Origin of the sequence: Shewanella sp. ZOR0012 (assembly GCF_000798835.1) — a bacterium.
Classification (GTDB): Bacteria; Pseudomonadota; Gammaproteobacteria; order Enterobacterales; family Shewanellaceae; genus Shewanella; species Shewanella xiamenensis.
This window is the reverse complement of the sequence record NZ_JTLE01000094.1, coordinates 4437125-4452784: the sequence shown is the minus strand read 5'-3', so window position 1 is coordinate 4452784 and position 15660 is coordinate 4437125. Positions and strand designations below refer to the sequence as shown.

Annotated in this window: 11 protein-coding genes; all 11 read left to right on the top strand. The window is 46.8% G+C overall.

Annotation, left to right across the window (positions count from 1 at the left end):
* Positions 1–305: 305 nt before the first annotated feature.
* Complete coding sequence (gene secE, locus L976_RS21170; protein ID WP_037418403.1) at positions 306–677, top strand: preprotein translocase subunit SecE; 372 nt, start codon at positions 306–308, stop codon at positions 675–677.
* A 9-nt stretch (positions 678–686) separates the two neighbouring features.
* Positions 687–1238 (top strand): transcription termination/antitermination protein NusG, encoded by a 552-nt coding sequence (gene nusG / locus L976_RS21165; RefSeq protein ID WP_011070606.1) that lies wholly within the window; start codon positions 687–689, stop codon positions 1236–1238.
* 127 nt (positions 1239–1365) lie between these two features.
* Complete coding sequence (rplK, locus tag L976_RS21160; RefSeq protein WP_037430687.1) at positions 1366–1794, top strand: 50S ribosomal protein L11; 429 nt, start codon at positions 1366–1368, stop codon at positions 1792–1794.
* A 4-nt stretch (positions 1795–1798) separates the two neighbouring features.
* Positions 1799–2500 carry a 50S ribosomal protein L1 gene (rplA, locus tag L976_RS21155; protein ID WP_011070608.1) on the top strand — a complete coding sequence of 234 codons (702 nt, stop codon included), beginning with the start codon at positions 1799–1801 and terminating at the stop codon, positions 2498–2500.
* A gap of 265 nt (positions 2501–2765) precedes the next feature.
* Entirely contained in the window at positions 2766–3266 is a 501-nt protein-coding gene (gene rplJ / locus L976_RS21150) for a 50S ribosomal protein L10 (RefSeq protein WP_011070609.1), read from the top strand.
* Positions 3267–3320: 54 nt separating this feature from the next.
* Entirely contained in the window at positions 3321–3689 is a 369-nt protein-coding gene (rplL, locus tag L976_RS21145) for a 50S ribosomal protein L7/L12 (RefSeq protein ID WP_007644333.1), read from the top strand.
* A 242-nt stretch (positions 3690–3931) separates the two neighbouring features.
* On the top strand, positions 3932–7969 hold the full coding sequence (gene rpoB / locus L976_RS21140; protein WP_037418393.1) for a DNA-directed RNA polymerase subunit beta: 4038 nt from the start codon (positions 3932–3934) through the stop codon (positions 7967–7969).
* Between the two features lie 83 nt (positions 7970–8052).
* A complete protein-coding gene (rpoC, locus tag L976_RS21135) occupies positions 8053–12270 on the top strand; it encodes a DNA-directed RNA polymerase subunit beta' (RefSeq protein WP_047539809.1) in 4218 nt (1405 codons plus the stop codon).
* Between the two features lie 179 nt (positions 12271–12449).
* Positions 12450–12824: a 30S ribosomal protein S12 gene (rpsL, locus tag L976_RS21130; protein ID WP_011070612.1), complete on the top strand. Its 375-nt coding sequence runs from the start codon at positions 12450–12452 to the stop codon at positions 12822–12824.
* Positions 12825–12904: 80 nt separating this feature from the next.
* Entirely contained in the window at positions 12905–13375 is a 471-nt protein-coding gene (gene rpsG / locus L976_RS21125) for a 30S ribosomal protein S7 (RefSeq protein WP_011070613.1), read from the top strand.
* Positions 13376–13453: 78 nt separating this feature from the next.
* On the top strand, positions 13454–15550 hold the full coding sequence (gene fusA / locus L976_RS21120; RefSeq protein ID WP_037418387.1) for an elongation factor G: 2097 nt from the start codon (positions 13454–13456) through the stop codon (positions 15548–15550).
* Positions 15551–15660 lie beyond the last annotated feature (110 nt).

Genomic DNA, 15660 nt, shown 5'->3' with positions numbered 1-15660 from the left:
AGGCGCTGGTGTTGTAGCTAAGATCATTGCGTAATAGCAATTGTGATTAGAAAAAAGGAAGCTTAGGCTTCCTTTTTTGTTTAAGTCGATTATTTAGTGGGTTTTGTGGGTTGCAACTGTTGTGCATCCTTGCTAACAAAGTCGAATCAGAATACAATCTATGGCCGATTTTTGACCCTGAGCTTATGCAACATGCGTTTCTAAGGGTATTCGGGATTCAGAGTATCTAAAGCGTATTGTAACTGGGTCGTATGTCCCTAATTATTGTGCTCAAGCTCAGGCCGTATTGAGTAACGGAATAACCGATGACAACAAATACTGAAAACCAGACTAACTCTCTGGATATCGTGAAGTGGGGTTTAGCGATCCTATTGCTGGCCGCTGCTGTTATTGGCAATCAAATGTATAGCGAGGCGAGTGCCGTGATCCGCGCACTGGCTGTTATCGTTGCATTCGCTATTGCTGGTTTTATTGCCCTGCAAACCGAAAAGGGTAAAAAAGCTTTAGCATTCGCGCGTGAGTCGCAAATTGAAGTGCGTAAGGTCGTATGGCCAACACGTCAAGAAGCGCTTAACACCACTTTTATTGTCCTTGCTGCAACAGGTATCTTAGCTCTTATTTTATGGGGTTTAGATGCAGTGTTAATGCGAATTGTCAATTTTATCACTGGCGTATAGGCACCTCGAATGACTGAAGCTAAAGAAGCTAAAAAAAGATGGTATGTAGTGCAGGCATTCTCTGGCTATGAAGGCCGAGTTTGTAAGTCACTGATTGAATACATTAAAATGCACGGCATGGAACAATACTTCGGTGAAGTCTTAGTTCCGACTGAAGAAGTCATTGAAATGCGTGCAGGCCAGCGTCGTAAGAGCGAGCGTAAGTTTTTCCCTGGTTATGTTTTGGTCCAGATGGAAATGAACGATGATAGCTGGCATTTAGTCAAAAGCATCCCGCGTGTTTTAGGCTTTATTGGCGGAACATCTGATCGTCCTGCTCCAATTTCAGATAGAGAAGCGGATGCTATTCTGCGTCGCTTACAAGAAACCACAGCTTCGCCAACTCACCGCGTTATTTTTGAGCCAGGCGAAGTGGTGCGTGTATGTGATGGTCCATTTGCTGACTTTAACGGTACCGTTGAAGAAGTGGATTATGACAAGAGCCGCGTAAAAGTGTCGGTAATGATCTTCGGTCGTTCTACACCAGTTGAGCTCGATTTTAGTCAGGTCGAAAAAGGCTGATTAAATTAAATACAAAATCCGTTTGGCAACGGGTGCGGATTTCTATATAATCCGCACCCGTTGTTTTCGGGGGAGCATGTTGGCATGTCGCTGATATGCGTTTGAACCCAAACTGAGGAAATGTCAGATGGCAAAAAAGATTGATGCTTATATTAAGCTACAAGTGAAATCAGGTTCTGCGAACCCTTCACCACCAGTTGGTCCAGCTCTGGGTCAGAAAGGTGTGAACATCATGGAATTCTGTAAAGCGTTCAACGCTCGTACAGAAAAAATGGAAAAAGGCATGCCTATTCCAGTCGTGATCACTGTATACAGTGACCGTTCATTCACTTTCGAAACTAAGACACCACCAGCTTCTTACTTACTGAAGACTGCTGCAGGCCTGAAATCAGGTTCTCCACGTCCAAACACTCAGAAAGTAGGTACTATCGCTCGTGCTAAGATTCAGGAAATTGCTGAAATGAAAGCCGCCGATATGACTGGTGCTGATATTGAAGCGATGACTCGCTCAATCGAAGGTACTGCGCGTTCAATGGGTTTGGTTGTAGAGGGTTAATATAATGGCAAAACTAACTAAACGCATGCGCGTAATCCGCGAGAAAGTTGACGGTACTAAATTATACGAAATCAACGACGCTGTTGCTCTGTTAAAAGAATTAGCAACTGCTAAATTCGTTGAAAGTGTTGACGTTGCTGTTAACCTGGGCATCGACCCACGTAAATCTGACCAAAACGTTCGTGGTGCAACTGTGTTGCCACACGGTACTGGTCGTGACGTTCGCGTTGCAGTATTTACACAAGGTGCAAATGCTGAAGCTGCTAAAGCTGCTGGTGCTGAACTTGTTGGTATGGATGATCTGGCTGAGAAAATCAAAGCCGGTGAAATGAACTTCGACGTAGTTATCGCATCTCCAGACGCAATGCGCGTTGTTGGTATGTTAGGTCAAATTTTAGGCCCACGTGGCTTAATGCCTAACCCAAAAACTGGCACAGTAACGCCTAACGTTGCTGAAGCAGTTAAGAACGCTAAAGCAGGTCAAGTTCGTTACCGCAACGACAAGAACGGTATTATCCACACTACTATCGGTAAAGTGGATTTCACACCAGTTCAATTGAAAGAAAACTTGGAAGCGTTAATCTCTGCACTGAAAAAGGCTAAGCCTGCAGTTGCAAAAGGTGTATACGTGAAAAAAGTAAGCATCTCCACCACTATGGGTGCAGGTGTTGCTGTTGACCAAGCTTCTCTCGAAACAGCTAACTAATTTTACAAGGTGAGTGCATTAGTCTATAATGCGCGCACTTTGTGGGTTGAAGCCTGTTTTTGATGCTTTAAGCATCATTAATTAGGCTTCCGTCCAAGACCGCAGGTGTTTACTTTAACGGTTTACTTAATTTCCTGCGTAGACGGTGTCAGGCCCCAGCTAAATTTTTTTACTGGATAATCTGCACCGTAAGTCACTAAATACATAAGTATTTAGTATGGTAAATACTAGGGAATACCCTAGGTAGAATCCAGGAGTAAAGCCAATGGCATTAAGACTCGAAGACAAAAAAGCGATTGTTGCTGAAGTCAACGAAGCTGCCAAAGGTGCGCTATCTGCAGTTGCCGCTGATTCTCGCGGTGTAACTGTAGGTGCTATGACCGGTCTGCGTAAAAAAGCTCGCGAAGCTGGTGTTTATGTACGTGTAGTACGTAACACTCTGGCTCGTCGTGCTGTTGAAGGTACTGCATTTGAGTGCCTAGCAGAAACGTTCACTGGCCCAACTTTGATTGCTTTCTCTAACGAGCACCCAGGTGCTGCAGCTCGTCTGTTAAAAGACTTTGCTAAAGAGCAAGCTAACTTCGAAGTTAAAGGCGCAGCCTTTGAAGGGAATTTCATCCCTGCAGCTGACATTGATCGTTTGGCGAAACTGCCAACATACGAAGAAGCACTAGCACAGTTAATGATGACTATGAAAGAAGCATCTGCTGGCAAGTTCGTTCGTACACTGGCCGCCCTGCGCGATCAAAAACAAGAAGCCGCTTAATTTCAAGCTGGCTGCTTAATAGAATTGAATTCAGAACAATAGGAAACATTTGTTATGTCTATCACTAAAGACCAAATCTTAGAAGCCTTTGCAGCTATGTCTGTAATGGAAGTTGTTGAACTGATCGAAGCAATGGAAGAGAAGTTCGGCGTTTCTGCCGCTGCTGCTGTTGTTTCTGGTGGTGGCGAAGCTGCTGCTGCTGTTGAAGAGCAAACAGAATTCAACGTAATTCTGACTGCACACGGCGACAACAAAGTTGCAGTTATTAAAGCCATCCGTGGCGCAACTGGTTTAGGCCTGAAAGAAGCTAAAGCAATGTCTGAAGCTGCTCCAGTAGCAGTTAAAGAAGGCGTTTCTAAAGAAGAAGCTGAAGCTCTGAAGAAAGAACTAGTTGAAGCTGGTGCTTCAGTAGAAATCAAGTAAGCTATTATTTAGCTTGCTCACCCAAGCCACTTGGGTGGAGGCTGGCGGTTTTTTAACCGTCGGCCTTTTTTGCGCTATATGCGCCGGCGATTTTTTTTCACCGTTTGTCGCCAGATTTTGCAGTCCCTAGCAGAGATTACTGGTTAGGTTCTTGCCATCAACGGTGATGGGCAAACGTGCTGAATGTAATAACTTAAGTTATTGATTCAGTCTTGGTCACATCTCGTAAGCAGAGGAAACCCATGGTTTACTCCTATTCTGAAAAGAAGCGTATTCGCAAAGACTTTGGTAAGCGTCCACAGGTGTTGGATATTCCTTACCTTTTGTCTATTCAGTTAGACTCTTTTAAGAAGTTCACCGATCAAGATCCTACCGGTGAGCGCGGTCTTGAAGCCGCCTTCCGTAGCGTTTTTCCCATCAAGAGCTTTTCTGGTAATTCAGAACTGCAATACGTCAGCTATAAGCTTGGCGAGCCTGTTTTTGATGTGAAAGAGTGTCAGATCCGTGGTGTTACATATTCAGCTCCACTGCGCGTCAAATTACGCATGGTGTTGTATGACCGTGAAGCAGCGGCCGGCACTGTAAAAGATATTAAAGAACAAGAAGTCTACATGGGTGATATCCCATTGATGACTGACAACGGTACCTTTGTTATCAACGGTACTGAGCGTGTAATCGTTTCTCAATTACACCGCAGCCCAGGCGTATTCTTCGATCACGACCGTGGTAAAACCCACTCATCAGGTAAGGTGCTATATAACGCACGTATCATTCCTTACCGTGGTTCATGGTTAGACTTTGAATTCGATCCTAAAGATGCACTATTCGTACGTATCGACCGTCGCCGTAAATTACCAGCGACCATCATTCTGCGTGCATTAGAGTACTCTACTCAAGAGATCCTTGACCTGTTCTTCGAACGCGTTGAGTTCAAGATCAAGAAAGATACTTTGGTTATGACCTTAGTCCCTGAGCGTCTGCGTGGCGAAACCGCCAGCTACGACATCAAGGATGCTGAAGGTACTGTATTGGTTGAAGCGGGCCGTCGCGTGACGGCACGTCACATTCGCCAACTCGAAAAAACCAACACCACTGAGCTCGAAGTACCAGTTGAGTACATCGTGGGCAAATATGCTGCTCAAGATTACATCGATCCGGACACGGGCGAAGTATTAGTTTCTGCTAACAGTGAAATCAGCTTAGAAGACTTAGCGAAGTTATCACTGGCAGGCATCAAAGAGTTGAGCACGTTATACATTAACGAGCTGGACCACGGTGCTTACATCTCTGACACTCTGCGTATTGATCCAACCACTAACCGCTTAGAAGCGTTAGTTGAGATCTACCGTATGATGCGTCCTGGTGAGCCACCAACCAAAGATGCAGCAGAAGCCCTGTTCCAAAACTTATTCTTCAGCGAAGAACGTTATGACCTGTCTAAAGTCGGTCGTATGAAGTTCAACCGTCGTCTCAGCATTCCTGATGACGAAGGTAGCGGTGTATTGTCTAAAGAAGACATCGTTGCTGTAATGAAGAACATTATTCACATCCGTAACGGCTTCGACGAAGTGGACGATATCGACCACTTAGGTAACCGTCGTATTCGTTCTGTGGGTGAGATGGCTGAAAACCAATTCCGTGTTGGTCTGGTCCGTGTTGAGCGCGCCGTGCGTGAACGTCTGTCATTAGGCGATCTGAACGAGCTGATGCCACAAGACTTAATCAACGCTAAGCCAATTTCTGCTGCAGTGAAAGAGTTCTTCGGTTCTTCTCAGCTGTCACAATTCATGGACCAAAACAACCCGCTGTCAGAAGTAACGCATAAGCGTCGTATTTCTGCTCTAGGCCCAGGTGGTTTGACCCGTGAACGTGCAGGCTTCGAAGTCCGCGACGTACACCCAACGCATTATGGTCGTTTATGTCCAATTGAGACCCCTGAAGGTCCAAACATTGGTCTAATCAACTCATTAGCAAGCTTTGCCCGTACTAACTCATACGGCTTCTTAGAAACACCATACCGCAAAGTGGTAGACGGTGTGATCACTGACGAAGTGGAATACTTGTCAGCGATTGAAGAAGGTCGTTATGTGATTGCACAGGCGAACATCGAAGTTGACTCAGAAGGCCGCATGGTTGAAGAGCAGATCGCATGTCGTCACAAAGGTGAATCTACCTTTATGCGCGCATCTGACATTCAATACATGGACGTATCGCCACAGCAGATTATTTCTGTTGCTGCGTCACTGATCCCGTTCTTAGAACACGACGACGCGAACCGTGCATTGATGGGTGCGAACATGCAACGTCAAGCGGTACCAACACTGAAGTCAGAGAAGCCTCTGGTCGGTACAGGTATTGAACGCACGCTCGCTGTGGATTCTGGCGTAGTAGTCGCCGCTAAACGTGGCGGTGTGATCGATTACGTTGATGCGAGCCGTATCGTAGTTAAAGTAAATGAAGACGAGCTGCGCCCAGGCGAAGCCGGTATCGACATTTACAACCTGACTAAGTACACCCGTTCTAACCAAAACACATGTATCAACCAACGTCCATGCTGTTCTGTTGGTGAGCCAGTCGTTCGTGGTGACGTGTTAGCAGACGGTCCTTCTACTGACTTAGGTGACTTAGCCCTTGGCCAGAACATGCGTATCGCGTTCATGCCTTGGAACGGTTACAACTTCGAAGACTCGATCTTAATTTCTGAGCGTGTTGCACAGGAAGACCGTTTCACCACTATCCACATTCAAGAGCTGTCTTGTATCGCTCGTGATACCAAACTGGGTAGCGAAGAAATCACGGCTGACATTCCGAACGTAGGTGAATCTGCTCTGTCGAAACTCGACGAGTCAGGTATTGTTTACATTGGTGCAGAAGTGAAGGGCGGTGACATTCTGGTTGGTAAAGTGACGCCAAAAGGCGAAACACAACTGACTCCAGAAGAGAAGTTACTGCGCGCCATCTTCGGTGAGAAAGCGTCTGATGTGAAAGACAGCTCACTGCGTGTACCTAACTCTGTTAAAGGTACCATCATCGACGTTCAGGTATTTACCCGTGACGGCGTTGAGAAAGACAAACGCGCCATTGAAATCGAAGAAATGCACATTGCCCAAGCTCGTAAAGACTTAGGCGAAGAGTTCAAGATCCTTGAAGAAGGCGTATTGAGCCGTGCACGCAACTTATTATTAAGTGCCGGTTTCACTGAAGCACAAATCGCTGCATTGCCACGTAAAGATGTATTGGTTCAAGTCATTGATGATGAAGCCAAACAAACTGAGCTTGAGCAATTAGCTGAACAGCATGAAGAGCTGAAAGCAGACTTCGATAAGAAGTTTGAAATCAAACGTCGCAAAATCACCCAAGGTGATGACTTGGCACCGGGCGTACTGAAGATCGTTAAGGTTTACTTAGCGGTTAAACGTACTATCCAACCAGGTGACAAGATGGCGGGTCGTCACGGTAACAAGGGTGTTATCTCTAAGATTAACCCAATTGAAGACATGCCGTACGACGAGCAAGGCAACCCTGTGGACATCGTGTTGAACCCGCTAGGCGTTCCATCACGTATGAACATCGGTCAGGTTCTTGAAGTTCACTTAGGTGCTGCGGCTAAAGGTATTGGTAACAAGATTGCTGCCATGCTGGAAGATCAGCGCGAGAAGGGACTTGCAGAAGTTCGTAACTACATCAAGCAAGTGTACGAATTAGGTGACGAAGTGCAGCAGCGCGTTGACATCGATTCATTCACTGACGATGAGTTATTGCGCTTAGCGAACAACCTGAAAGGCGGTATCCCAGTTGCTACGCCAGCCTTCGACGGTGCTAAAGAGAAAGAGATCAAGCAGATGCTTGAGCTTGCAGGCTTGCCAACCTCTGGTCAGCTGAAATTATTTGATGGTCGTACCGGTAACGAATTTGAGCGTCCAGTAACTGTTGGTTACATGTACATGCTCAAACTGAACCACTTAGTTGACGACAAGATGCACGCCCGTTCTACCGGTTCGTACAGCTTAGTAACTCAACAACCATTGGGCGGTAAAGCTCAGTTCGGTGGTCAGCGTTTCGGGGAGATGGAAGTGTGGGCACTCGAAGCATACGGTGCCGCTTATACGCTTCAAGAAATGCTCACCGTGAAATCGGATGACGTTAACGGTCGTACTCAGATGTATAAGAACATCGTCGACGGTAACCATCAGATGCAGCCTGGCATGCCAGAGTCCTTCAACGTATTACTGAAGGAGATCCGTTCACTCGGTATTAATATCGAGTTGGATCAGGAATAAGCGTCGCCTTAAGGCAACGTTTGGCAACAGAATGGTGCTCCGCAGTCGCGGAGCACCCGGTTTAACTCCTTCAGGAGAGAAACGTGAAAGACTTATTAAAGTTTCTGAAACAGCAAAGCAAGACTGAAGAATTTAACGGCATCAAAATTGGTCTGGCATCGCCTGATCTGATCCGTTCTTGGTCTTTTGGTGAAGTTAAGAAGCCAGAAACCATTAACTACCGTACCTTCAAGCCTGAGCGTGAAGGTCTGTTCTGTGCGCGTATCTTTGGCCCAGTCAAAGATTACGAATGTTTGTGCGGTAAGTACAAGCGTTTGAAGCACCGTGGTGTGATCTGTGAAAAGTGTGGTGTAGAAGTTACCCAGACTAAAGTACGTCGTGAGCGTATGGGTCACATTGAACTGGCTAGCCCAGTTGCCCACATTTGGTTCTTGAAATCACTGCCGTCCCGTATCGGTTTAATGCTGGACATGACGCTGCGTGATATCGAGCGCGTACTGTATTTTGAATCTTTCGTCGTGATCGAGCCTGGCATGACCAGCCTTGAGCGTGGCCAAATGCTGACAGAAGAAAACTATCTGGACGCATTAGAAGAGTACGGTGACGAATTCGAAGCCAAGATGGGTGCTGAAGCGGTATTAGAACTGCTGCGCGCGATCGATCTTGAAAAAGAAATCGAACAAATGCGTGAAGAGCTGCCATCAATCAACTCTGAGACTCGTCGCAAGAAAGTGACCAAGCGTCTTAAGTTGATGGAAGCGTTCCACACTTCTGGTAACAAGCCAGAGTGGATGATCTTAAAAGTACTGCCTGTGTTACCACCTGACTTACGTCCGCTGGTACCGCTCGATGGCGGCCGCTTCGCGACTTCAGATCTGAACGATCTGTACCGCCGTGTGATCAACCGTAACAACCGTTTGAAGCGTCTGTTAGATTTAGCTGCGCCGGACATTATCGTACGCAACGAAAAGCGTATGTTACAAGAGTCTGTTGATGCGCTATTAGATAACGGTCGTCGTGGTCGTGCTATTACCGGTTCTAACAAACGTCCTCTGAAATCTTTGGCCGATATGATCAAAGGTAAACAAGGTCGTTTCCGTCAGAACTTGTTAGGTAAGCGTGTTGACTACTCTGGTCGTTCGGTAATTACCGTTGGTCCTACTTTACGTCTGCACCAATGTGGTCTTCCTAAGAAGATGGCACTGGAACTGTTCAAGCCATTCATCTATGGCAAGCTGGAAGGTCGTGGCTTAGCAACAACCATCAAAGCGGCTAAGAAGATGGTAGAGCGTGAAGTGGCGGAAGTTTGGGACGTTCTGGATGAAGTGATCCGCGAACATCCAGTGATGCTTAACCGTGCACCAACACTGCACAGACTCGGTATCCAAGCGTTCGAACCTGTACTGATTGAAGGTAAAGCCATCCAGTTACACCCACTCGTTTGTGCGGCATACAACGCCGACTTCGACGGTGACCAAATGGCGGTACACGTACCGTTAACACTGGAAGCGCAGCTTGAAGCCCGTGCCCTGATGATGTCTACCAACAACATCCTGTCACCAGCCAACGGCGAGCCTGTAATCACTCCATCACAAGACGTGGTATTAGGTCTGTACTACACCAGCCGTGAGCGTATTAACGGCCGTGGTGAAGGTATGTACTTTATGTCTGTTGCTGAAGTTGAAAAAGCTTATGCAACTGGCGCTGCTGAACTGCATGCCCGCGTGAAAGTGCGTATCACTGAAACCGTTATCGGTGACAATGGTGAGCGTACTGAACAACGTCGTATCGTAGATACCACAGTCGGTCGTGCTCTGCTGTCATTGATTCTGCCAGCAGGTTTGTCATTTGATCTGGTTAACCAGAACATGGGCAAAAAGCAGATTTCTAAGCTGTTGAACACCTGTTACCGTCAATTAGGTCTGAAAGATACCGTTATCTTCGCTGACCAACTGATGTATACAGGTTTCCGTTACGCCACTATCTCTGGTGCATCTGTCGGTATCGACGACATGGTGATCCCAGCTGAGAAGTACACCTTAGTTGCTGACGCTGAAGCCGAAGTGCTCGAAATTCAAGAGCAGTTCCAATCAGGTCTGGTTACTGCCGGTGAGCGTTACAACAAAGTTATCGACATCTGGGCAAGTGCGAACGAAAAAGTTTCTAAAGCGATGATGGAAAACCTGTCAACTGAGACAGTGATTAACCGTGATGGCGTTGAAGAAAAACAAGCTTCGTTCAATAGCATTTACATGATGGCCGACTCTGGCGCTCGTGGTAGTGCTGCACAGATCCGTCAGTTAGCGGGTATGCGTGGTCTGATGGCGAAACCAGACGGTTCGATCATTGAAACGCCAATTACCGCTAACTTCCGTGAAGGTCTAAACGTACTTCAGTACTTTATTTCTACTCACGGTGCGCGTAAAGGTCTTGCCGATACTGCATTGAAGACAGCGAACTCGGGTTACCTGACTCGTCGTCTGGTAGACGTTGCTCAAGACTTAGTCGTCATTGAAGACGATTGTGGTACTCACGAAGGTCTAACCATGAAGCCGCTGATCGAAGGTGGTGATGTGGTTGAGCCATTACGTGAACGCGTACTGGGTCGTGTGGTTGCTGTTGATGTGTTCTATCCTGGCACTGAAGACGTACTGGCACCACGTAATACCCTGCTCGATGAAGCATGGTGTGACAAGTTAGAAGAGCATTCAATCGATGAAGTGATTGTTCGTTCAGTTATTACCTGTGATACCGATTTTGGTGTATGTGCTGCCTGTTACGGCCGTGACTTGGCCCGTGGCCATATCATCAACCACGGTGAAGCGATCGGTGTTGTGGCTGCACAATCAATCGGTGAACCTGGTACACAGTTAACGATGCGTACGTTCCACATCGGTGGTGCTGCGTCACGTGCCTCTGCAGAAAACAACGTTCAAGTGAAGAACTCAGGTTCGTTGAAACTGCACAACGCTAAGTACGTAACAAACACAGACGGCAAGCTGGTTATCGTTTCTCGTTCTTCTGAACTGGCAATCATCGATGAATTAGGTCGTGAGAAAGAGCGTTATAAAGTGCCTTACGGTACTGTGCTCGAGAAGTTAGAAGAAGCATCAGTAGAAGCAGGCGATATCATCGCTAACTGGGACCCACATACTCACCCAATCATCACTGAAGTGGCGGGTAGTATTAAGTTCGTTGACATGATCGACGGCGTGACCATGACTCGTCAAACAGACGAACTGACTGGTCTGTCATCAATCGTGATCCTCGACGTGGGTCAACGTGGTTCAGCGGGTAAAGAAATGCGCCCAATGATCCGTCTGGTTGGTGCCGACGGTAGTGACCTGATGATCCCAGGTACTGAAGTGCCAGCACAATACTTCTTACCAGGCAGTGCGATCGTTAACCTTGACGACAATGCGCAAATCGCCGTGGGTGACGCGTTAGCACGTATTCCACAAGAATCGTCTAAAACACGCGACATCACGGGTGGTCTACCACGCGTTGCCGACCTGTTCGAAGCCCGTAAGCCAAAAGAGCCTGCAATTCTGGCGGAAATCTCTGGTACCATCTCGTTTGGTAAAGAGACTAAAGGCAAGCGTCGTCTGGTGATTACACCAGCGGATGGCGGTGAACAGTACGAAGAGATGATCCCGAAATGGCGTAACTTAAACGTGTTCGAAGGTGAAAAAGTCGAACGTGGTGAAGTTATTGCTGACGGTCCAGAAGCGGCGCACGACATTCTGCGTCTACGTGGCATCCACAACGTAGCTAACTACATTGTGAACGAAGTACAAGACGTATATCGTCTACAAGGCGTGAAGATCAACGATAAGCATATCGAAGTGATCATCCGTCAAATGCTGCGTAAGTGCGTAATCACCTCTGCAGGTGATAGTGAGTTCTTAGAAGGCGAACAAGTCGAAGTGTCTCGCGTGAAGATCGCTAACCGCGACCTGATCGAACAAGGCAAAGTGCCTGCGACCTTCGAACGTGAACTGCTAGGTATTACCAAAGCGTCTCTGGCAACAGAATCGTTTATCTCTGCAGCATCGTTCCAAGAAACAACTCGCGTACTGACAGAAGCTGCCGTAGGCGGCAAGTCTGATAACTTACGAGGTCTGAAAGAAAACGTAATCGTTGGCCGTCTGATCCCAGCCGGTACTGGTTACGCTTATCACAAGACCCGTAACGATGCCCGTGCTAAGAAAGACGAGCCAGTTGTAGTGAATAAGATCACTGCAAGTGAAGCGGAACAAAATCTCGCTGACCTCTTAAACCTGGCTGGTAGCCAAGATTAAGTGAACAGTTTGTAACAAAAAGGCGCCAATGGCGCCTTTTTTATTGGAAAATGCCGCAAAAGTTGGCTATTTCTTGACAGTCAGGCTTTACCTTTCTAGAATTCCGCGTCCCACCATTGTGGGATATAGATTTTTCACACCTTATCGTTGAGTTTGATTCAACTGACTCGGAGCTATACATGGCAACTGTAAACCAGTTGGTACGTAAGCCACGCGCGCCAAAAGTCGACAAGACTAATGTGCCTGCGTTGAATGCGTGCCCACAAAAGCGTGGTGTTTGTACACGTGTGTACACAACTACCCCTAAAAAACCTAACTCTGCACTACGTAAAGTAGCTCGTGTGCGTCTAACTAACGGTTTCGAAGTTACTTCGTACATCGGCGGTGAAGGCCACAACCTGCAGGAACACAGCGTGATTTTGATCCGTGGTGGTCGTGTTAAAGACTTACCTGGTGTTCGCTACCACACTGTTCGTGGCGCATTAGACTGTGCAGGCGTGACTTCACGTCGCCAAAGCCGTTCTAAGTACGGTGCTAAGCGTCCTAAGTCTTAACGTATCCGTTAAGTAAGGCCAAGCTAGTTTATTTTGAGAATTCCAGTTTTGGAAATCCCTGAAGCATACGGAGAATTGTTATGCCAAGACGTCGCGTTGTAGGACAACGTAAAATCCTACCAGATCCAAAGTTTCACAGTGAGTTGCTGGCTAAGTTCATCAACGTCATTATGCAGGACGGCAAAAAGTCGACTGCTGAAAAAATCATTTACAAGGCTCTTGATGTTATCGCTGAAAAGAAAGGCGCTAACCATTTAGACATCCTTGAAGCAGCCCTGGACAACGTTCGCCCATCAGTCGAAGTTAAATCTCGTCGCGTGGGTGGTTCTACATACCAGGTACCATGTGAAGTTCGTCCTGTGCGTCGTAACGCACTGGCGATGCGCTGGTTAGTTGAAGCTGCACGTAAGCGTGGTGAAAAATCTATGGCTTTACGTCTAGCAGGTGAAATGCTAGATGCGTCTGAAAACAAAGGTACTGCTGTTAAGAAGCGTGAAGACGTGCACCGCATGGCTGAAGCTAACAAGGCCTTTGCTCATTACCGTTGGTAATCTGATGGTGTGGGCTTAGGCCCACACCATTGTTGTTGATATTGCCAAGACTTAGGTTTTGGTGGAGAGGGTATAATCGTGGCTCGTACAACCCCAATTGAGCGTTATCGTAATATCGGTATTTGTGCTCATGTGGACGCAGGTAAAACCACCACAACAGAACGTGTTCTGTTCTATACCGGTTTGTCTCATAAAATCGGTGAGGTGCATGACGGCGCCGCGACCACTGACTGGATGGTGCAAGAGCAAGAGCGTGGTATTACTATCACCTCGGCTGCTGTCACTACTTTCTGGCGTGGTATGGATGCTCAATTCACTGAACACCGCATCAATATCATCGATACCCCTGGTCACGTTGACTTTACTATTGAAGTTGAACGTTCTTTGCGCGTTCTTGACGGCGCTGTTGTGGTTTTCTGTGGTGCTTCAGGTGTTGAACCTCAATCAGAAACCGTATGGCGTCAAGCTGACAAATACCGCGTTCCACGCATCGTATTTGTCAACAAGATGGACCGTGCAGGCGCGGACTTTGAACGTGTAGTGAAGCAAATCAGAACTCGCCTTGGAGCAACTTGTGTACCGATCCAATTAAATATCGGCGCAGAAGAAAACTTCACTGGCGTGATCGACTTAATCAAGATGAAAGCCATTAACTGGAACGAAGCGGACCAGGGGATGACGTTCTCTTATGAAGAGATCCCTGCACATTTAGCAGCTAAAGCGGCTGAAATGCATGAGTATCTGGTTGAAGCAGCCGCTGAAGCCTCTGATGAACTGATGGACAAGTATCTTGAAGAAGGTACCCTGTCAGAAGAAGAGATCAAAAAAGCACTGCGTCAACGTACTATAAATAATGAAATCGTTTTAGCGACCTGTGGTTCTGCATTTAAGAACAAAGGCGTTCAAGCGGTTCTTGATGCGGTAGTAGAATTCTTGCCAGCACCAGTCGATGTGCCACCTATTAAGGGCATCGATGACAATGAGCAAGAAGTTGAGCGCCCATCAGATGACAACGCCCCCTTTGCGGCGTTGGCATTTAAGATTGCTACAGACCCGTTCGTGGGTACTTTAACCTTTATTCGTGTGTACTCAGGCGTACTTGAATCAGGTTCTGGCGTTTACAACTCTGTTAAACAGAAACGTGAACGTATTGGCCGTATCGTGCAGATGCACGCTAACGACCGCACAGAACTGAAAGAAGTCCGTGCAGGTGATATTGCCGCGGCTATTGGTCTAAAAGACGTAACCACGGGTGATACACTTTGTGATAATGACCACAAAGTAATCTTGGAACGCATGGAGTTCCCAGAACCTGTAATTACCATTGCCGTTGAACCTAAGTCAAAAGCCGACCAGGACAAAATGGGTATCGCACTGCAAAAACTTGCAGCAGAGGATCCTTCATTCCGGGTTGAGACTGACGAAGAATCATCACAAACACTGATTTCTGGAATGGGTGAGTTACACTTAGACATTATCGTTGATCGTATGCGTCGCGAATTTGGTGTTGAGTGTAACGTAGGTAAGCCACAAGTGGCCTACCGTGAAACCATTCGTGGATCAGTTGAGGCTGAAGGTAAATTTGTACGCCAATCAGGTGGCCGTGGACAATTCGGTCATGTTTGGTTAAAACTAGAGCCTAATGAAGAAGGCGCTGGTTACGAATTTATCAACGCAATCGTTGGCGGTGTAGTTCCACGTGAATTCATCCCTGCGGTTGATAAAGGTATCCAAGAGCAGATGAAGAATGGCGTTCTCGCTGGCTTCCCTGTATTGGACGTGAAGGTCACTCTGTTCGATGGTTCATATCATGATGTGGACTCGAATGAAATGGCGTTCAAAATTGCGGGTTCTATGGGCTTCAAAAAGGGTGCGCTTGAGGCGAAACCTGTGTTGCTCGAACCTTGCATGAAAGTAGAAGTAACTACTCCAGAAAACTATATGGGTGATGTTGTTGGTGATTTAAACCGTCGCCGTGGTTTGATTGAAGGTATGGATGATGGCTTTGGTGGCATCAAAATAGTCCATGCAGTAGTGCCTCTTTCTGAAATGTTTGGTTATGCAACTGATTTGCGTTCTGCAACTCAGGGTCGTGCTTCTTACTCCATGGAGTTCTTGAAGTACACTGATGCACCGCAAAACATTGCGAAAGCGATTATTGAATCTCGTAGCTAATTTCCAGTTACGACATAAATGTAATATGGTCCTGTCAATGCAGGACTATTCTGAAAAGAAAGGAATATATCGTGGCAAAAGCTAAATTTGAACGTAGTAAGCCTCACGTA

Bases quoted from the DNA above. Each gene is read 5' to 3' on its own strand.
- secE (WP_037418403.1), top strand. From the start codon at position 306: ATGACAACAAATACTGAAAACCAGACTAACTCTCTGGATATCGTGAAG.
- nusG (WP_011070606.1), top strand. From the start codon at position 687: ATGACTGAAGCTAAAGAAGCTAAAAAAAGATGGTATGTAGTGCAGGCA.
- rplK (WP_037430687.1), top strand. From the start codon at position 1,366: ATGGCAAAAAAGATTGATGCTTATATTAAGCTACAAGTGAAATCAGGT.
- rplA (WP_011070608.1), top strand. From the start codon at position 1,799: ATGGCAAAACTAACTAAACGCATGCGCGTAATCCGCGAGAAAGTTGAC.
- rplJ (WP_011070609.1), top strand. From the start codon at position 2,766: ATGGCATTAAGACTCGAAGACAAAAAAGCGATTGTTGCTGAAGTCAAC.
- rplL (WP_007644333.1), top strand. From the start codon at position 3,321: ATGTCTATCACTAAAGACCAAATCTTAGAAGCCTTTGCAGCTATGTCT.
- rpoB (WP_037418393.1), top strand. From the start codon at position 3,932: ATGGTTTACTCCTATTCTGAAAAGAAGCGTATTCGCAAAGACTTTGGT.
- rpsL (WP_011070612.1), top strand. From the start codon at position 12,450: ATGGCAACTGTAAACCAGTTGGTACGTAAGCCACGCGCGCCAAAAGTC.
- rpsG (WP_011070613.1), top strand. From the start codon at position 12,905: ATGCCAAGACGTCGCGTTGTAGGACAACGTAAAATCCTACCAGATCCA.